The 19,331-nt window shown below is 70.8% G+C and carries 22 protein-coding genes; 7 read left to right on the top strand and 15 right to left on the bottom strand.

The window, feature by feature from the left end; translation table 11 throughout:
- Positions 1-87 precede the first annotated feature (87 nt).
- From serS to DFJ67_RS11205, 4 genes are read right to left on the bottom strand one after another with little or no spacing between them, the layout of a single operon-like run.
- A complete protein-coding gene (gene serS, locus DFJ67_RS11220) occupies positions 88-1,353 on the bottom strand; it encodes a serine--tRNA ligase (protein WP_116067830.1) in 1,266 nt (421 codons plus the stop codon).
- Positions 1,354-1,398: 45 nt separating this feature from the next.
- Positions 1,399-2,148, bottom strand: coding sequence for a hypothetical protein (locus DFJ67_RS11215; protein ID WP_147315489.1), 750 nt, complete (start codon positions 2,146-2,148; stop codon positions 1,399-1,401).
- A 46-nt stretch (positions 2,149-2,194) separates the two neighbouring features.
- Positions 2,195-3,790 (bottom strand): phytoene desaturase family protein, encoded by a 1,596-nt coding sequence (locus DFJ67_RS11210; RefSeq protein ID WP_116067828.1) that lies wholly within the window; start codon positions 3,788-3,790, stop codon positions 2,195-2,197.
- Positions 3,790-4,440, bottom strand: a complete 651-nt coding sequence (locus tag DFJ67_RS11205) for an NADPH-dependent F420 reductase (protein ID WP_116067827.1) — start codon at positions 4,438-4,440, stop codon at positions 3,790-3,792. Before DFJ67_RS11205 ends, DFJ67_RS11210 begins: the two co-directional genes overlap by 1 nt.
- A 38-nt stretch (positions 4,441-4,478) precedes the next feature.
- On the opposite strand from DFJ67_RS11205, the gene DFJ67_RS11200 reads away from it, so the two are divergent.
- The 4 genes from DFJ67_RS11200 to pheA all read left to right on the top strand — a co-directional run bounded on the left by DFJ67_RS11200 (position 4,479) and on the right by pheA (position 7,294).
- The gene (locus tag DFJ67_RS11200) at positions 4,479-4,907 is read left to right on the top strand and encodes an OsmC family protein (RefSeq protein ID WP_116067826.1); all 429 of its coding nucleotides are present in this window, start codon (positions 4,479-4,481) and stop codon (positions 4,905-4,907) included.
- A 52-nt stretch (positions 4,908-4,959) separates the two neighbouring features.
- A complete protein-coding gene (locus tag DFJ67_RS11195) occupies positions 4,960-5,298 on the top strand; it encodes a metallopeptidase family protein (protein ID WP_116076035.1) in 339 nt (112 codons plus the stop codon).
- A gap of 107 nt (positions 5,299-5,405) precedes the next feature.
- Entirely contained in the window at positions 5,406-6,137 is a 732-nt protein-coding gene (locus tag DFJ67_RS11190) for an AIM24 family protein (protein WP_116067825.1), read from the top strand.
- 209 nt (positions 6,138-6,346) lie between these two features.
- On the top strand, positions 6,347-7,294 hold the full coding sequence (gene pheA / locus DFJ67_RS11185) for a prephenate dehydratase (RefSeq protein ID WP_116067824.1): 948 nt from the start codon (positions 6,347-6,349) through the stop codon (positions 7,292-7,294).
- Here the strand turns inward: pheA and DFJ67_RS11180 are convergent.
- Both DFJ67_RS11180 and DFJ67_RS11175 read right to left on the bottom strand, forming a co-directional pair.
- Complete coding sequence (locus DFJ67_RS11180; protein ID WP_116067823.1) at positions 7,291-7,791, bottom strand: hypothetical protein; 501 nt, start codon at positions 7,789-7,791, stop codon at positions 7,291-7,293. The two genes, pheA and DFJ67_RS11180, sit on opposite strands and share 4 nt — an antisense overlap.
- A 55-nt stretch (positions 7,792-7,846) precedes the next feature.
- The gene (locus DFJ67_RS11175; RefSeq protein WP_116067822.1) at positions 7,847-8,236 is read right to left on the bottom strand and encodes an ACT domain-containing protein; all 390 of its coding nucleotides are present in this window, start codon (positions 8,234-8,236) and stop codon (positions 7,847-7,849) included.
- A 117-nt stretch (positions 8,237-8,353) separates the two neighbouring features.
- On the opposite strand from DFJ67_RS11175, the gene DFJ67_RS11170 reads away from it, so the two are divergent.
- On the top strand, positions 8,354-8,704 hold the full coding sequence (locus tag DFJ67_RS11170; protein WP_116067821.1) for a YciI family protein: 351 nt from the start codon (positions 8,354-8,356) through the stop codon (positions 8,702-8,704).
- Complete coding sequence (locus DFJ67_RS11165; protein ID WP_116067820.1) at positions 8,701-9,933, top strand: RNA polymerase sigma factor; 1,233 nt, start codon at positions 8,701-8,703, stop codon at positions 9,931-9,933. Before DFJ67_RS11170 ends, DFJ67_RS11165 begins: the two co-directional genes overlap by 4 nt.
- Here the strand turns inward: DFJ67_RS11165 and DFJ67_RS11160 are convergent.
- A complete protein-coding gene (locus DFJ67_RS11160; RefSeq protein ID WP_239097044.1) occupies positions 9,930-10,280 on the bottom strand; it encodes a transcriptional regulator in 351 nt (116 codons plus the stop codon). The two genes, DFJ67_RS11165 and DFJ67_RS11160, sit on opposite strands and share 4 nt — an antisense overlap.
- A 274-nt stretch (positions 10,281-10,554) precedes the next feature.
- Entirely contained in the window at positions 10,555-11,277 is a 723-nt protein-coding gene (locus DFJ67_RS11155) for a hypothetical protein (RefSeq protein WP_116067819.1), read from the bottom strand.
- Between the two features lie 161 nt (positions 11,278-11,438).
- Between DFJ67_RS11155 and DFJ67_RS11150 the strand changes: the two genes are divergently transcribed.
- Positions 11,439-12,644, top strand: a complete 1,206-nt coding sequence (locus DFJ67_RS11150; RefSeq protein WP_239097043.1) for an arginine deiminase — start codon at positions 11,439-11,441, stop codon at positions 12,642-12,644.
- 263 nt (positions 12,645-12,907) lie between these two features.
- Here DFJ67_RS11150 and DFJ67_RS11145 read toward each other — a convergent pair whose 3' ends face one another.
- The 7 genes from DFJ67_RS11145 to DFJ67_RS11115 form a co-directional block, all read right to left on the bottom strand.
- Positions 12,908-13,786, bottom strand: a complete 879-nt coding sequence (locus DFJ67_RS11145; protein WP_116067817.1) for a DUF5926 family protein — start codon at positions 13,784-13,786, stop codon at positions 12,908-12,910.
- Between the two features lie 54 nt (positions 13,787-13,840).
- The gene (locus DFJ67_RS11140; RefSeq protein WP_116067816.1) at positions 13,841-14,269 is read right to left on the bottom strand and encodes an ATP-binding protein; all 429 of its coding nucleotides are present in this window, start codon (positions 14,267-14,269) and stop codon (positions 13,841-13,843) included.
- Positions 14,270-14,309: 40 nt separating this feature from the next.
- Positions 14,310-15,770, bottom strand: coding sequence for a sensor histidine kinase (locus DFJ67_RS11135; RefSeq protein WP_116067815.1), 1,461 nt, complete (start codon positions 15,768-15,770; stop codon positions 14,310-14,312).
- A gap of 44 nt (positions 15,771-15,814) precedes the next feature.
- On the bottom strand, positions 15,815-16,597 hold the full coding sequence (locus tag DFJ67_RS11130) for a glycerophosphodiester phosphodiesterase (protein WP_116067814.1): 783 nt from the start codon (positions 16,595-16,597) through the stop codon (positions 15,815-15,817).
- Positions 16,598-16,604: 7 nt separating this feature from the next.
- On the bottom strand, positions 16,605-16,943 hold the full coding sequence (locus DFJ67_RS11125) for a rhodanese-like domain-containing protein (protein ID WP_116067813.1): 339 nt from the start codon (positions 16,941-16,943) through the stop codon (positions 16,605-16,607).
- A 10-nt stretch (positions 16,944-16,953) separates the two neighbouring features.
- On the bottom strand, positions 16,954-17,910 hold the full coding sequence (locus DFJ67_RS11120) for an LCP family protein (RefSeq protein ID WP_239097042.1): 957 nt from the start codon (positions 17,908-17,910) through the stop codon (positions 16,954-16,956).
- Positions 17,911-18,125: 215 nt separating this feature from the next.
- Positions 18,126-19,310, bottom strand: coding sequence for an LCP family protein (locus DFJ67_RS11115; RefSeq protein ID WP_116067812.1), 1,185 nt, complete (start codon positions 19,308-19,310; stop codon positions 18,126-18,128).
- Between the last annotated feature and the right edge of the window lie 21 nt (positions 19,311-19,331).

Here is a 19,331-nt window from a genome sequence, read left to right as displayed (position 1 = left end):
CCGTACCTCGCACGAGGTAGCCCAGCCATGACTTTTGGGAGAAATCGTCGCAACCGGGCGGCCGCCACTCAGCGGCGGAAGAGCAGGTCAGGAGCGCTTGACCGGCTCCAGCACCTCGCGACCGCCCAGATAGGGGCGCAACGCCTGGGGCACCACCACCGAGCCGTCGGGCTGCTGGTGGTTTTCCAGGATCGGCACGATCCACCGGGTGGTCGCCAGCGTGCCGTTGAGGGTCGCGGCGGTCTGCGGGCGCCCCGCCTCGTCGCGGTAGCGGATGTTGAGCCGGCGCGCCTGGAAGGTCGTGCAGTTGGAGGTCGAGGTCACCTCGAGGTAGCGCTGCTGCGACGGCAGCCACGCCTCGCAGTCGAACTTGCGCGCCGCGCTGCTGCCCAGGTCGCCGGCGGCGGTGTCGATCACCCGGTAGGGCAGCTCGACCTTGGCCAGCATCTCCTCTTCCCAGGCCAGCAGCCGCAGGTGCTCGTCGCGCGCCTGCTCGGGCCGGCAGTAGGAGAACATCTCGACCTTGTCGAACTGGTGCACCCGGATGATGCCCCGGGTGTCGCGCCCGTAGGAGCCGGCCTCGCGGCGGAAACAGCTCGACCAGCCCGCGTAGCGGACCGGCTCGCCCAGGTCGAGGATCTCGTCGCTGTGGTAGGCCGCGAGCGCCACCTCGCTGGTGCCGACCAGGTAGAGGTCGTCGGACTCGAGCCGGTAGACCTCGCTGGCGTGGGCGCCGAGGAACCCGGTGCCCTCCATCGCCTCCGGCTTGACCAGCGCGGGCACGATCGACGGGGTCAGACCGTATTCGACCGCCTGGGCGATCGCCATCTGGAGCATGGCGAGCTGGAGCAGCGCACCGACGCCGGTCAGGTAGTAGAACCGGCTGCCCGACACCTTGGCGCCGCGCTCGACGTCGATCGCGCCGAGCATCTCGCCCAGCTCGAGGTGGTCGCGGGGGGCCGGCAGGTCGGGCTTGGTGCCCACCTCGCGCAGCACGACGTAGTCGTCTTCGCCGCCGGCCGGCGCACCCTCCTGGACCACGTTGGAGATTCGCAGCTGGGCCTCGCGCAACGCCGCCTCGGCCGCGGTCACCGCCGCCTCGGCCGCCTTGACCTCGGCCGAAAGCTCTTTGGTGCGGCCGAGCAGGGTCTCCTTCTCGGCGCCGGTAGCGCGCGGCATGAGCTTGCCGAGCTGCTTCTGCTCGCCGCGCAGCAGCTCGAAGCGCTGCACCGCGGCCCGCCGCGCCTCGTCGGTCGCGATCAGGTCGTCGACGACAGACTCGGACTCACCCCGGGCCCGCTGGCTGGCGCGCACAACATCGGGATCGTCACGGAGCAGTCGAAGGTCAATCACGGTGAATCAGCCTACCGGGAAGGGTTCTCGGCGGTCGCGCGGATATCACCGTGCGCGGCCGTCGTCTCCGTCTGGGTGGGCGAACGGGCGGGCGGGCTGCACCGTGAGATCGAGCGGCGCCGCCGCGGCGACCTCGGCGGCCGTCTCGTCGCTGCGGTATGGCCGCGGGGCCTGCCACACCGAGTCGGGTGCCACGGCCACCGGTGGCGCTTCCGTCGGCGTCGGGACGAACCGGTGGCGGCCGATCAGGAAGAGCGCCGCGCCGGCCAGCAGCACCGCCGCGTAGGCACCGGTCAGCCCGGCATGGCGGGTGGTGTCGAGGTCGATGTTGGCGCCGAAGTAGTTGCGCTCGATCGAGTGGCCGAAACTCACGCTGAGCGCCACCAGCACCGCCACCAGCCCGCCGGCGAGGCCCAACCCGCCGACCCGGAGCACCGGGCGAAGCGCCGGCGGCCCGAAGAACGCGAGCGCGCAGGCCACGACCAGGGTGAGCACACCCAACACGTAGCCGGTGCCGAAGGTGCCGACATCGCCGACGGTGAACGTGAGCGTCTGGCCGACCGAGCCGCCCTCCTCGGGGCTGACATCACCGGCTGGCACCGCGATCGAATACCACTGCGTGACCAGTGAGATGAAGCCGGCGGCGGCGGCCAGCACGGCGACGATCGCCGCCAGCAGCCGGTCGCGGCCGACCCGGGCCACCCAGGCGCCGAACGGGTTTGCGCGCAGCCGGCCGGTCGTGGGCTCGCCGGCGCCGAACGCCACGACGGCCGGCCCGGAGTGGTCCTCGGACATGCTCACCAGCATGCCATGGAGCGGGTCGCGGCGCGTGCTCAGTTGATCAAGGGCGGCGGCGCCGATCCTTCATGATTTGACGGACCACGTTGCGGCCCGGAATCCCGGTCACGCCACCGCCGCCGTGCGTCGCGCTTCCGGCCTGATAAAGACCTTTCACGGGGGTACGCAGGTCCGCGTAACCCGCGGCCGGCCGGCAGTGGAACATCTGCCCGGGCGTCAGCTCGCCGTGGAAGATGTTGCCGCCGACCAACCCGTACTCCTGCTGCATCTGGTGTGGACCGATGACCTGGCGCCCGATGACCGAATCGGTGAAGCCCGGTGCCACCGCCTCGAGCCGGGCGACCAGCCGGTCGGCGTAGGCGTCGAGGTCTGCGGTGTGCGGCCCGGCGGCGTAGGTGTGCGGCACCCATTGGGTGAACGCGCTGACCACGTGCTTGCCCTCGGGCGCCAGGGTCGGGTCGAACACCGACGGGATGCAGATGTCGGCGAACGGCAGGCTGGCCGGCCGCCCGGCGACCGCTTCCTGGAACGAGCCCTCGATCTCGTCGAGCGAGTCGGCCAGCACGATCGTGCCGCCGTGCACCTCGGGCGCGTACGCCGGATGGCTGGTGAAGGTCGGCAGCCGGTCGACGGCGAAGTTGACCTTCACGGTGCCCGAGCGGCTGCGCCACGCCTCGATGTCGGCGACGAAGTCGGTTGGCAGGTCGGCACGGTCGAGCAACTCGAGGAACGAGATCCGCGGGTGCGCCGTGGTGATCACTGTCGGCGCGCGGAACTCGGTGCCGTCGACGAGCGTGACGCCGACCGCCGCACCGCCCCGGGTGTCGATCCGGGCGACCGGCGACCCGGTGCGGATCTCCGCGCCGAAGGACCGCGCGGCCGACGCCATCGCCTGGGTGACGCCGCCCATGCCGCCCCGCGGGAAGCCCCAGCCGGCCTGCTGCCCGCCGGTCTGGTCGAGATGGTGGTGCAGGGTGACGAAGCCGGTGCCGGCGCTGCGTGGGCCGGCCCAGGTGCCGATCACGCCGGAGACGCTGAGGATGCCGCGCAGCGCGTCGGACTCGAACCGGTCTTCGACCAGGTCGGCGATGCTCGCGGTGAACAGCCGGGTCAGGTCGACCGCGGCCCGCACGTCGACACCGCGCAGCTGGCCGGCGAGGCCGAGTTGGCCGACCAGGTCGAGCGGCCGCTTCGAGCCCAGCTTGGGCGGGATCTCGTGGAGCAGCGGGCCGACCAGCCGGCCGAGGTGACTCAGCCAGGCGTCCCAGCGCTCGTAGGCGTCGGCATCGCGGGCGGAGAACCGGCTGATCTCCCGGTGCCGCTCGGCGGGGTCGTCGGGCAGCCGCAGGTAGCGGCCGTCGGCACGCGGCGCGAAGTAGGGGCCCTGCGGGTAGACGTGGTAGCCGTGCTCGGCCAGCCGCAGGTCGCGCACCATGTCGCCGGGCAACAGGCTGACCACATAGGACAGGCTGGTGACGGTGAAGTCGGGACCGAACGGGTGCTCGGAGACGGCGGCGCCGCCGACGGTGTCGCGGCGTTCGAGCACCAGCACCCGACGGCCGGCGCGGGCCAGGTAGCCGGCGGCGACCAGACCGTTGTGGCCACCGCCGATGACGATGACGTCGTACGCCGAGGTCATCAGCCCTGAACCACGTTGATGTTGAAAGCCAGGTTGCCGTCGAGCGCCCGCATGATCGACACCCAGAGCGGCATATACATCTCCATGCCCCGGCTCTCTTTGATGCCGCCGAGGTCGAGCACGCTGCCCTTGGCCCAGCCGAACTGGCCCAGCAACCCGATCACCACCTCTTTGGCCGACGGGTCCTCACCCGCGATGAAGATCGTGTGCGGTGGCGGCACCAGGCTCGGCTCGACCATCACGCTGCCGTTGACGGTGTTGAGGCTCTTGACCACCCGGGCGTCGGGGAACGCGCGCTGAAGCTGCTCGCCGACGCTGTCGGTGTTGCAGACGGTCAGCCGCAACTCGCCGGAGCCGAAGTCGAGCGGGTTGCTGACGTCGAGCACCACCTTGCCGGCCAGCGCGGCGTTGCCGCCGGCCATCTCCAGGGCGTTGACGGCGTATTGGCCCGCGGTGGCGTTGATCACCAGGTCGGCGCCGGCGACGGCGTCGGCGAACGTGCCGCACTGTGCCGCGTGTGCCTCGGCCCACTCCACGGCGCGTGGATTGCCCGTTTCGCGCGCGCCGAGCGTGACGTCGTGATCAAGATTGCGCAATCGTGTGCCGAACGTCTGGCCAACCGTGCCGGTGCCGAGGATGCCGATCCGCATCCAGCAATCATGCCGGACGGTGGACTAGCGTCGGGGGCATGCCAATCCGCACTTCATCCGCCCGCTGGTCGGGCAACCTGACCGAAGGTTCCGGCACGATCCGCACCGGCAAGGGCGGCTTCGAGGGGAACTACAGCTTCAAGTCGCGCTTCGAGGAGGGCGAGGGCACCAACCCCGAGGAGCTGATCGCCGCCGCGCACGCCGGCTGCTTCTCGATGGCGTTCTCGAAGGGCCTCGCCGACGCCGGCCACACGCCGACCGCCGTCGACACGACCGCGAAGGTGCACCTCGACAAGACCGACGCCGGGATGACCGTCACCCGCATCGACCTCGAGACGGTCGGCGACGTCCCGGGCATCGACGACGGCGAGTTCCAGAAGATCGCCCAGGGTGCCAAGGAGAACTGCCCGATCTCCCGCCTGCTGTCCCCCGGCGCCGAGATCACCCTGACCGCCCGCCTCGCCTGAGCGGCGGCTCTGTCGCGACCGGCACGGCACAATAGGAGCCGTGCCGGTCGAGATGAGTCGCGAGCGCTTCGAAGAGCTGGTCGCCGACGCCCTCGACCAGGTTCCCGAAGAGTTCCTCAAACTGATGAACAACGTGGTGATCCTGGTCGAAGACCGGTCGCCGCGGGGCACCCGGCTGCTCGGCCTCTACGAGGGGCACGCGCTGACCGACCGCGGCTGGAACTACGCGGGCGTGCTGCCCGACCGGATCACCATCTACCGCCTGCCGATCCTGTCGATCTGTCACACGGAAGAAGACGTGGTCGACGAGGTCGCCGTCACCGTCGTACACGAAATCGCACATCATTTCGGGATCAGTGACGAGCGCCTGCATGAGCTCGGCTGGGGTTAGCCCGCGCCAAAGTCAAGGTCGGTTTGGCGACACTGTACGCATGGCGTTTGCGCAGGATACCTACGCTCTTGGCAGTACACAGACCTTGTCGATGGAGGAACGCCCACATGCGTAGCGCGCTGTTTTCCGCGGAGAACCTGGAGAAGGAGTCCGACCAGCCGGGCATGCGGCTGCAAAACTCCAAGATGCTCAAGATCGAGCTCAACGGTGAGTGCATGGCGCGCACCGGGTCGATGGTCGCCTACCAGGGCCAGGTGCAGTTCCAGGCGCTCGGCTCCGGCGGCATCGGCAAGTTCCTCAAGCAGAAGCTGACCGGCGAGGGTGTCCCGCTGATGAAGGTCAGCGGCCGCGGCGACGTCTTCCTCGGCGACCGCGCCGCCGACATCCACCTGGTCGACCTCGACCACGGCGACAACCTGTCGATCAACGGCGCCAACGTGCTGGCCTTCGACTCGTCGCTGCAATACGACATCAAGATGGTCCAGGGGATGGGCATGCTCTCCTCGGCCGGCCTGTTCAACTGCGTCTTCTCGGGCCAGGGCCGGATCGCCATCACGACCAAGGGCACCCCGGTCGTGCTCTCCGTCGACCAGCCCACCTTCGTCGACCCGCAGGCGGCGATCTGCTGGTCGGCCGGGCTCCAGACCGGCTACCACCGCGCCGACCAGCTCGGCATCGGCACGCTGCTCGGCCGGAGCACCGGCGAGGCGTTCACGATGAGCTTCGCGGGCCAGGGCTTCGTCGTCGTGCAGCCTTCCGAGGAGCCCCCGGGCGGCCTCGCCGGCGCGGGTGGCGGCCAGCAGCAGAGCGGCGGCGTCCTCGGCGGCCTGCTGGGTTAAAAGATCTAGGCAGAAACGGCCCACCCCGCACACGGGGGTGGGCCGTTTGTCCGCCTAGGCAGTGTTGGCTGGCCGCGCCTCCGGCGCGGCGGCTACGCGCACCAGCGGGCGCTTCGCGGGTCCGTGGTCGCGGTACGCGGGGCGCCGAGTCACACTCGGCGCCAACCCTTCCGGTGGCTGGCCTGAGTCGGCCACCTACTCTGAGCGTTATGCCGGGAACGCCGCCCACTCGATATGTCTTTCTCGGGCCTGAGGGGACCTTCGCCGAGCAGGCGTTGCGGACTATTCCGGCCGCTGAGCGCGGGCTGCTGACCCCGGCCCGCAGCGTGCCCGAGGCGCTCGACGCGGTGCGCTCAGGCGACGCCGATGCGGCGCTCGTGCCGCTGGAAAACTCGATCGGCGGCGGCGTGGGCGTCACGCTCGACGAGATGGTGGCCGGGTCGCCGCTGGTGATCACCCGCGAGGTGGTGCTGCCGGTCGAGTTCGTGCTCGGCGCCCGCGCCGGGGTCACCCTGGCGGGCATCCGGAGCGTCGCCGCCCACCCGCAGGCGTCCACCCAGTGCCGGGGCTGGCTGCGTGACAACCTGCCCGACGCGGTCGTGGTCGACGTCCTGTCCAACGGCGCGGCCGCGCGCAGCGCCGCCACTGGCGAATACGACGCGGCGATCTGCGCACCGATCGGCGCCAGCCAGCAGCGGCTGACCGTGCTGGCCGAGAAGATCGCCGACCATGGCGACGCGGTGACCCGGTTCGTGCTGGTCTCCCGCCCCGGCCCGCCGCCGCCGGCGACCGGCGACGACCGCACCTCGCTGGCCGTCTACATCGCACACGACCGGGTCGGCGCGCTGCTCGCCGTGCTGATGGAACTCGCCGTGCGCGGGGTCAACATGACCCGCATCGAGTCGCGGCCGACCGGCGAGGCGCTCGGCCGCTACGCGTTCTTCCTCGACTGCACCGGTCACGTCGCCGACGACCGGATGGGGGAGGCACTGCGCGGGCTGCGCCGGGTGAGTGCGGAAGTGCGCTTTCTCGGCTCGTACCCCCGGCATCGCTGGACCGGTTCCGAGGGCGACGGACCGGTGCCGGCGCCGCCCGGCCAGTCCGATGTGGACTACGCCGACGCGGCCGCCTGGCTCGACCGGATCCGCAAGGGCTAGAGCCCCGGCGGCGACGCGTCGCAGGCGGCTGTGCGGATGCCGGCCGGTGCCGCGGCGCGCACCTCGATGCTGCACACGTCGGTGCCCGCGGTGACCAGGCGCAGCGAACCCGGCGCGCCCCGGGTGACCGCCTGGAGCGGGCCGTTGTTGGTGTCGAGCACGATCCACTGCCAGGTGCCCGCGCACAGCGGGCCCACGGTCGCCCGGCCGGAATAGGACGACGGGAGCAACCCCCGGCGCTTGAGCAGCGCGACCACCTGGCTCACGGAGGGCCGGTCGGCGCAGGCGACCGCGGGGCTGTCCGGGAAGCCGGGCGTCGGCGAGAGCGTGGTGGCCGGCACCGTTGGCGGCGTCGGCTGCAGGGTCGGCGTGGGGCTGGCGGTTGCCGACGGGCTGGGGACAACACTGCCCGGCGGATTCAGCTCGGGCGGGGTGCCGCAACCGGCCGTGACCAGGGCAACCAACGCGGACGCGGCGAGGATGAGGGGGCGGCGCACGTGACCTCGGGGGGTGGCATCGATGGGGATGATGACCGGATCATCGTATGCCCGGTCAGGTGGTCACCGGATGGCCGGCCTGGTCGAGCGTCGCGACGGCTTCCGCCAGGCGCACGCTCGGCACCAGGATGTAGTCGGTGTCGTAGGTCGAGAACGCCATGATCGTGACCCGGGCGGCAGCGAGGGGTGCCACCATCGAAGCGAGCACGCCGGTCAGCGCGAAATCGAGCGGGCCGGCGACCCGCAGGCAGCGCCAGGGCGCCTCGGCGGTCGCGCCCTCGGGCACCCGGTCGGCCCGGCAGATCACCGACACCTCGTCGGCGGTCCAGGTCACCGAGACCACGCCGGCGCCGTCTCCGTTGCCGACCAGGCCGGCGGGCAATGCCGAACCCGCGGGCAGCCGACAGACGGCGTAGTCGTCCGGCAGAAGATCAAGGGCAGGCATGACAGGAAGAGTACGACCCACGGGGCGCTTCGAAGAACTTTTTCGCCGCCGGTAGTGCGCGCGCCATCCCGTTCGTCGTAGAGGTGGAAGTTGACGCGAAGTGGAAGGAAACCCGAGATGAAGTACCTGTTTCTGATCTGCACCGAGGCCCCGGGCAACGAGCCCGCCGACGAGTCCGTCGAGGCGGGCGGCGGCCCGATGGAGATCGACGACTGGGTCAGCGAGATGGACGGCAAGGGCGCCCGGCTGACCGGCAACCGGATCCGGCCGGGCAGCGACGCCACCACCGTGCGCGTCCGCAACGGCGACGTGGTGGTGCTCGACGGTCCCTACGCCGAGACCAAGGAGCAGATCGCCGGCTTCGACATCATCGAGGCGGAAAACCTCGACGAGGCCATCGAGATCGCGTCGAAGCACCCGATGGCCTGGGGCGGCATGGTCGACGTACGCCCGTTCTGGGTCGAATGACCGACGTCGACGCCGAGGTCGCTGCCGTCTACCGCGCGGAGTGGGGCCGCGTGGTGGCGGCGGTGATCCGGCTGACCGGCGACTGGGACCTCGCGGAGGAGTGCGCCCAGGACGCGTTCGCGAAGGCGCTGGAGCGCTGGCGGCACGAGGGCGTGCCGTCGCGCCCCGGCGCCTGGGTGCTGGTGACCGCGCGCAACCGGGCACTCGACCGGGTGCGCCGGGCCGCCGTCGAGGCGACCAAGCTGCGTGAGGTGGTGGGGATGAGACAACCGGAGCCGCTGGCGCCGCAGGGCATCCCCGACGACCGGCTGGAGCTGATCTTCACCTGCTGCCACCCGGCCCTCGACCAGGACGCGCAGGTCGCGCTCACCTTGCGAACCCTCGCCGGCTTGAGCACAGCGGAGATCGCCCGGGCGTTCCTGCTGCCCGAGAAGACGATGGCGCAGCGGCTGTTCCGCGCCAAGAGCAAGATCCGAAACGCCGGCATCCCGTTCCGGGTGCCACCGGACCACCTGCTCCCGGACCGGTTGGCGGCCGTGCTCGCCGTGGTCTATCTCCTTTTCAACGAGGGGTACGCCGCCTCCGCCGGCACCGACCTCGTCCGGGTCGACCTGACCGGTGAGGCGATCCGGCTGGCCGAGGTGCTGGCCGCGCTGATGCCCGACGAGCCCGAGGCGCTGGGCCTGCTGGCCCTGCTGGTGCTGCACGACGCGCGGCGGCCGGCCCGCACCGACGCGGCCGGCGACCTGGTGTCGTTGGAAGACCAGGACCGTTCCCGCTGGGACCACTCACGAATTCGCGGCGCCGATGCCCTACTCCAGCGCGCGCTGCGGCGCGGGCGGCCCGGTCCCTACCAGATCCAGGCCGCGATCGCGGCCGTGCACGCGACGGCGCCGACCGCGGCCGAGACCGACTGGACCGAGATCGCCGGGCTGTATGCCGAGCTCGCGAAGCTCGTGCCGTCGCCCGTGGTCGAGCTGAACCGCGCGGTGGCCGTGGCGATGGCCGACGGGCCGCAGGCTGGTCTGGCCCTGGTCGACCGGCTGGCGGCGACCGGTGCGCTGGCCGGTTATCACCTGCTGCCGGCGACGCGCGCGGATCTGCTGCGCCGCCTTGACCGGCCGGCGGAGGCCGTGCTCGCCTACGACGAAGCGCTGGCACTGGTCACATCGGACCCCGAGCGCGCTTATCTGCTACGCCGCCGGACGGCGCTGATGGAGGGCCGCTAGACCGGCGCGAAGAAGGTGAGCGAACCTGCCACCTTGCCGTCGAGCAGGAGCGGGGTGGCGATCGCGTCGACGGTGTCGTTGGCGTTGTCGCGGTGGACCCGGAGGAGGCCGCGGGCCTGGCGCCCGGAGGTGACCGCGAGCAGTGGCGGGATCTTGTCGACCTCGGTCTCGGCGAGCTCGCTGCGCGCGGCCGTGAAGTCGACCAGACGCAGGCCGGCGTCGAGCAGCGGGCGACCCACCGCGGTGCGCTGATCGGACAGGCCGAGCAGCGCGCAACACGACGCGGATGCGGCGACGATGGTCATCGAGTCGTCGATGACCAGGCAGGGCTCGTCTGCCGCGAACACCGTGTCGGCCCAGCGGCCGAAACTGGTCGGCGCTGGCTGTGGCGGCCACGTGTCTGACCACGTGGGTGACGACCAGGCAGCCCCCGCAGGTGGGCCAGTGGTCGGCTCCACGGCGTCTGACTCGCCAGGTGCCGAGAACTCAAGCTCAAGGTCGACGTGCGCCACCGCGCCTCCTGTGCATCGCCGGCAGTTGCCCCACCGTTACGCTAACCGGTGTTTCGCGTGCCGACGACCCTCCGGTCGGCCAGTGCTTCAGAAGGTTGTAGCGGCGCGGTCAACGGCGAGTGGCCAGTTTAGTCGAGGCGGTCGTGCTGCCCTCATACCACCGGTAGCCGCCGCTGTGCGCGACGTTGAGCCACGTGCTCGGCTGGCTGGCGACGTGGGACAGCTTCTCGGCGGTTGCCGAGCTGATCCGGTCGCCGCCGGCGACGAGCAGGCGGTCGAGCTCGCGGTGGGTCGCTACGAGACAGTCTTTCGGCAGCCCGTAGACGCTGATGACGCCAGAACCGACGAAAGTCAGCACCGGTGTCACCGGAATCGTGTGGCCGACGGCGCCGCTGAGTGCCTTGGCCGCACGCTTGGCGTCGCGGCGTGCCTCGGACACGTAGGGCGGGCGCTTCCCGCTGATCTGCACCACGTCACCGGCGACCATCACCCGGGCGCGGCCGTGGTCGGCGATCGTCACGGCGAACAGGCCGCTCGGCCCGATCACCAGGAACCCGGCCTGGTCGTCAGCGCCGGTGAACAGCGCGTCGAACGAGTCGGTGCGGGGCCATTCCACCACGTGCCACGACGGGCCGAGGTGTTCGATGCGGTTGAGAGCACGGGCGCCAGCAGCTTCGATGCGGCGGGCGTCGCGCTCGGCCCGCCGGCGGCGGGCCCAGTCCATCGGGCGGGGACGGACGGCGTCCAGCAGATCTGGTTGGGGGGATTCTGCGCTAGGCAGGGCTCGTTGAGGGGTGAAGGGGACGGCCCGACGCGCAGGAAATACGGTCATCGCTGCCTCCGGCAAGGGCGAGCTTTGGCTGTCTAACTACCGTACGTGGTCACACCGGTACTCCCACAAGATGCAACGACGGAATGAGTGGGGATGAATGCCGCATTCACGGTACGGCTCTTTTCCCGGATGGTGACAACCACGGCTTAGGCTCGGGCCTTGTGACGAACTATGTCGGAAGCGAAGTCGGCCGTCTGGGCACTGTGCTGCTGCATCGGCCTGGTCGGGAGTTGGCCCGTCTGACCCCCCGAAACAACGATTCGCTGCTCTTCGACGGCATCCCGTGGGTGGGCCGGGCCCAAGAGGAACACGATACCTTCGCGGCGGCCCTCCGCGCTCGTGGCGTCGAGGTCCTCTACGTCTCTCAGTTGCTCGCCGACACGCTCTCGGTGCCCGAGGCACGGGCGGAGATCACCGCCAGCGTCGTCGACGACCCGCGCCTCGGCGACACCCTGCGCCGCCGGGTCGCCGACCACCTCACCTACCTCGACCCGTCCGGGCTCGCCGGGGTGTTGATCGGCGGGCTGGCCCACGACGAGTTGCGTACGAGCGTCGACCGCCCGGGCGGCCTGGTCTACTCCCTGATGGCGAGCAACGAGTTCGTCATCGACCCGCTGCCCAATCTGCTCTTCACCCGCGACTCGTCGGTCTGGGTCCGCGACCGGGCCGCCGTCACCAGCCTGGCGACCCCGGCACGCCGGCGCGAGACGACGCTGACCAACGCGATCTACCGCTACCACCCAAGGTTCGTCGGCACCCGCTTCGTCTACGACCCGGGGCTCGAGCCCGTCGAGGGCGGCGACGTGCTGCTGCTGGCCGACGGCGTGATCGCCATCGGCGTAGGGGAGCGAACCACCCCGGCCGGCGCGGAACGCCTGGCCCGCCAGGTCTTCGGGGCCGAGTTGGCGCACACGATCCTGGTGGTCCCGATCGCCCAGGAGCGGGCGACCATGCACCTGGACACCATCGTGACGATGGTCGACGTCGACGCCGTCATCATGTATCCGAAATATGCGGACTCGCTCCAGGCCTACACAGTCATCGCCGGCCCCGACGGCGAGCCACAGGTCGACGGCCCGGCCCCGTTCCTGCGCGCGGCGGCCGACGCGATGGACATCGACATGCTGCGCGTCATCGACACGGGCCTCGACCCGGTCACCGCCGAACGCGAGCAATGGGACGACGGCAACAACACCCTGGCGCTCTCCCCGCGGCTCTGCGTCGCCTACGAGCGCAACGTAGAAACCAACGCCCAACTCGAACGCGCCGGCATCGAGGTCATCCGCATCCCCGGCTCCGAGCTCGGCTCCGGCCGCGGCGGCCCGCGCTGCATGTCCTGCCCAATCCTCCGCGACCCGGTGGCATAGCCACCTGCCCCGCGCGACCCCACTCGCCCGCGTGTCGAAAGAGCGGCGTGTCGTGGCCGGGCCGCGCCGTCTGTTCAGCCGTACATGTTTTGTTATGTAGGCACATAACAAAACATGTACGCGCCGGAAGACCTACCCGTCCTGGCCGTTGCCGACCCGTCCACAGGACGGACCGCGCCGAGGGGCAGAAGTAAAACCGCAGCCAACAGCGGCCCGTCCGCGCGGCGGAACCGTCGGCGTGCTCGGGCGCCTACGCGCGGGAGTTAGCGCAGGGTCAGTTGGCGGCCGACCAGGCCCTGGCGGGAGCGGCGGGCGGCCGAGTCGAGCGGGGTCGGGTCGGCGAGGGCGTCGGCGTAGCGCTTGGCGAACGCCGCGACGGGCGCCTCCCACTCCGCCGGCTCCGGGTCGCGGGGGATGTCCCAGACCGGAACCAGGCGGCCGTGTGCCCGGAACATGCCGGCGAACTTGGTGCCCTCGCCGAGCAGCAGGTCGCCGCTGGCGGACAGGCGGGCCAGGGCGCCCAGTGCCGCGTCTTCCTCATCAGGGAGGACCCAACGCACGTGGCCGCGGTCGGGGACCCGGCACCAGTAGGCCGCCTTCGCCGCGGCGAGGCGGACGGTCGGGTAGATCGAGGCGTTCGCTCGTTCGAGCGACGCCTTGACGTTGGGGTCGTCGCCGGGCTCGTCGTCGAGCCAGAACTCGAAGCCGTCGTGCAGGGTGATCTCGAGCGGGCCGTCGACGATCAGGTCTTGCAGGCGCGGGCCGTGGCCCGCGTGCGCCGGCACCGAGACCGGGCTGCCGGGGGTGGTCTGGAGCGCGCGGACCAGCGCGACCGCCAGGTCGCGGGAGACGTCGCCGGACTGCACGTGGCGCTGGAGGCCGACGAAGACCCGGCCGTCGGGCTTGGTCATCGCGGGCCAGGCCATCGGCAGCACGGTGGCGAGGGTGACCGGCCGGTCGCCGAACTCGGCCACCATCTGCGGGTTGAGAGTCAGCGGCGCGGAAGCGGCCGGGACCAGCTCACGCAGCGCGATCCACTCGACCTCGTCGGCGAAGCCCTCGAACGGCCGCGCCGAGAACATGTCGGGGCGCTTCTCGCGCTTGGGGGTTCCGTCGCTGTTGATCCGGCGCTTCTTGCTCATGGGGAGACAGCCTATTGCCACCGCCGGGCATCCGGCCCGTTGCGGGGTGGCGTTTCACGCCAGGGAGTGGGAGTGCTCCCCGAGCTCGGCCCAGACGATCTGGCCCTGGCCGTCGTGTTCGACGCCCCAGCGGTCGGCGAGCGTGCCGACGATGTGCAGCCCGCGGCCGTTGAGCGCCTCCGGGCCGGCGGGCCGCGACCGCGGCCGGACGTGGCCGGTGCCGCCGCCGTCGGTGACCCGCACCTCGACCACCCCACCCGGGGTGAGGCTCCAGGCCACCCGGATCACGCCGCCGGGCAGGGGGCGGGCGTGCCGGACCGCGTTGCCGACCAACTCGCCAGTTACCGCGACCACGTCATCGAGCAAAGCGGAAGGCACCGTGCCGGCGAGCTCGGTCGTCAGCTGGTGGCGCGCGGCGCGGGCGCCGCGGGCGTGGTGTGGCACGACCACGTGCCAGGATCGTTCGGCCACTGCTGTTGTCACTCCCAGCCTCCCGATCCATCGCTACGCACCGCTACTGGGCTCAGCCGCGGGGTAGCCGGACCTCCGCGACCGTGCCGCCGCCGTCCCGTGGCCGGAGCGACACCCATCCGTTCTGTCGCTCTATGACCCTTCGTACCAGGTAAAGCCCTAATCCGGCCCCTGGATAGCGCCGCCGGTCACCCGATTCGGCTTGCCAGAAACGGTCGAACGCGCGCTCCACATGTTCGGGTCGTACCCCGATGCCCCGGTCGGAAACTCGAAAGACGACTGTGCGCTCGTCACTCTGCGCGGTCAGCTCGATGGATGAGCCGTCGCCGCTGTATTTGTCGGCGTTGGTGACCAGCTCGGTCAGGATCGTGGTGACGGTGCTCCGGTCGCCGACCGCCTTGGGCAGGTCGACCGGCAACCGGACGAGCAGCCGGCGGCGCAGCGCGGTGGGCAGGTCGCGTTCGGCCAGCCGGAGCGCCTCGACCAGGTCGAACGGTGCGGGCGGGGAGCTGGCCGCCGGGCCGGCTTCGTCGGCCGAGGAGAGCAGCCGGTCGACCAGCCGGGCCAGCTCGCCAGCGCGCTGGCCGATCACGTCGGCGGCGTGCCGCCGCTCGTACTCCGGAAGCTCGTCCCAATGGCTGTTGAGGGTGTCGGCGTAACCCTTGATCACGGTGACCGGGGTGCGCAGCTCGTGGCTGGTCAGGGCGACGAACAGGTCGCGGTCGCCCTCGCGGCGGTGCTGGTCGCTGATGTCGCGGAAGGTGACGACGATCGAGTCGACGGTGCCGGTGAGCTCGCTCGCGGTGATCTTGAGCCAGCGGCCGTCGGCGAGGCGGTGGTCGAGGGTCTGGTCGAGCACCGGGATGGGGAACGGCAGGGTGGCGTTGAGCACGTCGGCCTGGCTGAGGCCGGTGACCTGCTCGGCGGCCGGGTTCCAGAGCCGCACCTTGCGGTCGAAGTCGATGATCGCGAGGCCGTCGGTGAGCGCGGCCACCACCGGACCGTCGCCGTGCACGGGGAGGCCGGCCTGGTGGCCATACATGTGGGCGAGGTTGGTGCCGACGAACTCGATCAGGGTGTGGTGCTCGATGGTCGGCAGGTCGTCGACGCTCGGGTAGAAGGCGTGCAGGCTGCCGATCACCATGCCGCGCAGCGAGAGCCGGGTGGCGAGCATCGTGTGCAGGCCGCGGCCGGTCGCCTGGTGCGGGAACTTGCCCTCCAGCCGGTCGAGGGTGAGCACCTGGGTGGGCAGGCCGGTGAGCATCCGCATCGCGATCGGCGACTCGGTCTCGATCGGGCGGCCCAGCGCCCACTCGGCCGCACCGGTCGCGGCGACGATCCGGCCGCCGGACGTGCCGTATTCGGCGAAGAGCATGCCGACCGCGCCGAGCGCCTCCTGCGCGACCCGCAGCAGGATGTCGAGAGTGGGCAGGCCGGCGTCACCGGCGTTGATCCGCTCGATCACCTCGGCGTGGCCGGCGATGAAGGTCGGGTAGTCCGGGCGCGCGGGCATGTTCCCGAGTGTGCACAACCCGCCGCCCGGAGAAAAGGGGCGATTCAGCGGCCGATGTGTTTGAGGACGAACGCCGGACGGTCGGTGATGATGCCGTCGACGCCGAGGTCGACCAGGAAGTCGATCTCGTCGGGCTCGTTGGCGGTCCAGACGTAGACCCGGTTGCCGGCGGCCTGGAGGGTGCGGACCAGCCGGGGGCGGGCCTTGACCAGGTGGATGCCGGGGCCGGCGATCCGGGCGCCGAACGGCAGGGTGCCGCGGACGGCCGAGGGGAGCAGCTCCATCAGCAGCGCGGTGGGCAGGCCGGGCGCCAACTCGCGCATCCGGCGGACGGCCAACGCGGAGAACGACATCACCGTCACCGCCACCCGCTCGCTGTCCCGCGGCTGCTCCAGGCCGTAGCGCTTGAGCAGGGCGGCCAGCGCGCGCTCGACATCGCCGCCGTGGTGTGTCGGGTGCTTGGTCTCGATCAGCACCTGCACCTCGCGCCCGGCGTCGCGGACGGCACCGAGCAGGCGGTCGAGGGTGAGCAGCCGGGCCCGGTCGGGGTCGGCCGGCTCGTCGGTGCCGGACCGGTCGGCCCAGTTGCCGAAGTCGAGGGCGTCGAGTTCGGCCAGCGTGTGCCGGCTGACCCGGCCCTTGCCGTTGCTGGTGCGGTCGAGCCTGCGGTCGTGCACGCACACCAGGTGCCCGTCGCGGGTGAGCCGGACGTCGCACTCGACGCCGTCGGCTCCCTCTTCGAGGGCTTTCAGGTAGGCCGGAAGCGTGTGCTCCGGCAGCACCGCGGAGGAGCCGCGGTGCGCGAAGATCAACGGCGACTCGCCCACGGGTGGCTCAGACGACGCGGGCCGGTTGGCCGTCTTCGCTGACCATCGGGCGGCCGGCGGACTGCCAGGCTTCCATGCCGCCGTCAAGGTTGCGCACGTTGTCCCAGCCCTGCTTGGCCAGGTAGGTCACGACCTGCGACGAGCGCCCGCCCATCCGGCAGACGACCACGACCTCGGCGTCGGTCGGCACTTCGGCCAGCCGGGCCGGAATTTCCATCATCGGCAGGTGGTGCGCGCCTGGCGCGTGCCCGGCCGTCCACTCGTCGTCTTCGCGGACGTCGAGCAGATAGGCATCGTCGGGCACCTCGTCGGCGCTCACCCACGGAACCGGTTGCGGTTTCCACACGCTGCTAAGACTAGATGCGCAGGACCCACTTGGGGTTGGCGGCCGCCCATCCCGTGACGTCGCCCTCCCGGATGGCCTTGAACAGGCCGTCTGCCTCGGGGATGGTGACGTTGTAGGCGGTCCCGTCGACCCGGGCGCCGACCGATGGAATCCGGATGCCGTTGACGTTTTGGGCCCGCATGTTGCGCAATGCGAGGACCAGATCATTAATGGGTACGCCGTTCGTGTCGACGGTCATCGTGGCGCCGATCGCCCGCACGGTCTGGTCGAGCTTGAGTGGGTTGGCCAGCACGCTCGGGTCGGTCAGCTTCTGCGCGATGCCTTTGAGGATCTGCTGCTGGTGGCGCTGCCGGTCGTAGTCGCCGCGGGGGAGCCCGTAGCGCTGCCGGGCGTAGTCGAGCGCCTCCGCTCCGTTCATCGAGTAGCAACCGACGGTGAAGACGTGGCCGGTGTGAATCGAGGTGATCTGCCGGTCGACGCAGACGTCGACGCCGTTGAGCAGGTCGACCACCTGCTTGAAGCCGTTGAAGTCGACGATGGCCGCCCCGTCGAAGCGCACCCCGGTGAAGTTGGTGACCGTGGCGGAGAGCAGTTTGGCGCCGTCGGCCAGGCCGTACTCGAAGGCGGCATTGATCTTGTCCTGGCCACCCTTGTAACCAGTTGCCGGCCAGGGTGGGATGGTGACCCGGAGGTCCCGGGGTATCGAGATCAAATAGGCGCGGTCGAGCCCGGCCGGGATGTTGACGATCACGATCGAGTCGGCGCGATGGCCCATCGAGGGATTGGCGACCCGCGCGTCCGAGCCGATCAGCAGATAGTTGAGCGGCCCTTTGAGATGGGCGTCACCGGTACGCGCGCCGTTGTCGAGCAGGTTGGCCTTGTGCAGCGCGTGGTCGAGGCGGGTGGTCAGGAACTTCACCCCGCCGAGGCTGACGCCGGCCAGCACGGCCAGGGCGATGCCGACCACGATGAAGATCTTGGCCCAGCGCGGCCGACTCCGGCGTGGAGTGGCGGCCCCCGCACCCTTCGGTGCGGGCGGTCGCTTCCCCTGATTGCGCCCCGAGCTGGGAATGGCCCCTCCCGACTCCCCGCCGCCATGATCTGACGTCAGCTTAAGTCGGATATTTCGGGTCTGAGCCAGCGTCGCGGTTAGTCCGGATCGGGGTCAGAGTGACTGCTGAGCTATTTCTTGTTCGCCGCCATCCAGTCGGCCATCTTGTCGTCGGCCATCGCCTTGTACATCGCCAGCGCCTTGGTCTTGTCGGACACCACCACCGACTCGCCGTTGATCGTCTGCGAGCCGCTGAACGGGCTGGTGACGAACTTCAGGTTGTCGCCCCGCAGGCTGCGGAACTGGAGGGCCATGTCGACCAGCGAGAAGCCCTGGTCGACGGTGACCGCGTTGGTGACCGCCTTGAGGAAGCTGTTGAGCTTGGCGGGGTTGGTGAGCGTGCCGGTGCTCGCCGCCTTGTCCATCAGCGCGCGGAGGAAGTCCTGCTGGTGGCGCATCCGGGCGAAGTCGCCGTCGGGGAACTGCTTGCGCTGGCGGATCCAGTCGAGGGCCTCGTCGCCGTTCATGTGGTTGAGACCCTTCTGGAAGGTGCGGAAGGGCTTGTGGATCGACTTGATCGTGCGCTCGACGTTGAGGTCGACGCCGCCGAGGGCGTCGGTGACCTCTTTGAAGCCGGCGAAGTCGATCGCCATGACGTGGTCCATCCGGACGTCGGTGAAGCACTCCACCGTGCGTACGGCCAGCGGCAGCCCGCCGAAGGCGAACGAGGCGTTGACCTTGTGGCGCTCGGCGTTGGAGCAGTCGGCCTTCGCCGACTCGGGCACCGGGACGTAGAGGTCACGGGGTATGGAGACGAGGTAGGCCTGGTCCTGCGACGCCGGTATGTGCATCACGATGATCGTGTCGGCCCGCCACTTGCCGGCCTTGTCGAGCTCGGCGTCGGGGTCGCGGGAGTCGGTGCCGACCATCAGGATGTTGAGCGCGCCGCTGGCCGTCTTGGCCGGTCGCCCGCCGGTGATCTCCGAGAACGGGTCGGTGCGACCGATGTTGCCGTTGAGCGCCCGCACGTAGATCCACGTGCCGGCCGCGCCGAGCAGGCCGAGCAGGGCCAGGCCGGCGACCGCGACCAGGGCGATCCGGCCCCATTTGGGCTGGGGGCCCTTGCGGTAGGGAGCGCCGGGCCGCCGCGGCCCACGCGGGCCACCGGGACCGCCGGGGCCACCGGGACGGGCGCGGCCCGGCTCGCTGCGCGCGCCGGGGACCTGTGCCCGACCGCTGATGCGGGTGCCGGTCGGCGCGCCCGACACCGAAGCGCGCCCGCGGGTGCCACCGGACGAGGACGTGGTCGCAGACATGTCACTCAGGGTACGAAGCAA

Origin of the sequence: Asanoa ferruginea (genome assembly GCF_003387075.1) — a bacterium.
GTDB lineage: Bacteria > Actinomycetota > Actinomycetes > Mycobacteriales > Micromonosporaceae > Asanoa > Asanoa ferruginea.
The sequence above is the reverse complement of the archived record's forward strand: the minus strand, read 5'-3'. Positions and strand labels throughout refer to the sequence as shown.

Excerpts from the sequence above, each read along its gene's own strand:
- DFJ67_RS11190 (WP_116067825.1), top strand. The coding sequence starts at position 5,406 with ATGCGTAGCGCGCTGTTTTCCGCGGAGAACCTGGAGAAGGAGTCCGAC.
- DFJ67_RS11145 (WP_116067817.1), bottom strand. The coding sequence starts at position 13,786 with ATGAGCAAGAAGCGCCGGATCAACAGCGACGGAACCCCCAAGCGCGAG.
- DFJ67_RS11215 (WP_147315489.1), bottom strand. The coding sequence starts at position 2,148 with ATGTCCGAGGACCACTCCGGGCCGGCCGTCGTGGCGTTCGGCGCCGGC.
- DFJ67_RS11205 (WP_116067827.1), bottom strand. The coding sequence starts at position 4,440 with ATGCGGATCGGCATCCTCGGCACCGGCACGGTTGGCCAGACGTTCGGC.
- DFJ67_RS11175 (WP_116067822.1), bottom strand. The coding sequence starts at position 8,236 with ATGCCTGCCCTTGATCTTCTGCCGGACGACTACGCCGTCTGTCGGCTG.
- DFJ67_RS11155 (WP_116067819.1), bottom strand. The coding sequence starts at position 11,277 with ATGACCGTATTTCCTGCGCGTCGGGCCGTCCCCTTCACCCCTCAACGA.
- DFJ67_RS11115 (WP_116067812.1), bottom strand. The coding sequence starts at position 19,310 with ATGTCTGCGACCACGTCCTCGTCCGGTGGCACCCGCGGGCGCGCTTCG.
- DFJ67_RS11195 (WP_116076035.1), top strand. The coding sequence starts at position 4,960 with ATGAGTCGCGAGCGCTTCGAAGAGCTGGTCGCCGACGCCCTCGACCAG.
- DFJ67_RS11170 (WP_116067821.1), top strand. The coding sequence starts at position 8,354 with ATGAAGTACCTGTTTCTGATCTGCACCGAGGCCCCGGGCAACGAGCCC.
- DFJ67_RS11165 (WP_116067820.1), top strand. The coding sequence starts at position 8,701 with ATGACCGACGTCGACGCCGAGGTCGCTGCCGTCTACCGCGCGGAGTGG.
- DFJ67_RS11200 (WP_116067826.1), top strand. The coding sequence starts at position 4,479 with ATGCCAATCCGCACTTCATCCGCCCGCTGGTCGGGCAACCTGACCGAA.
- DFJ67_RS11210 (WP_116067828.1), bottom strand. The coding sequence starts at position 3,790 with ATGACCTCGGCGTACGACGTCATCGTCATCGGCGGTGGCCACAACGGT.
- pheA (WP_116067824.1), top strand. The coding sequence starts at position 6,347 with ATGCCGGGAACGCCGCCCACTCGATATGTCTTTCTCGGGCCTGAGGGG.
- DFJ67_RS11135 (WP_116067815.1), bottom strand. The coding sequence starts at position 15,770 with ATGCCCGCGCGCCCGGACTACCCGACCTTCATCGCCGGCCACGCCGAG.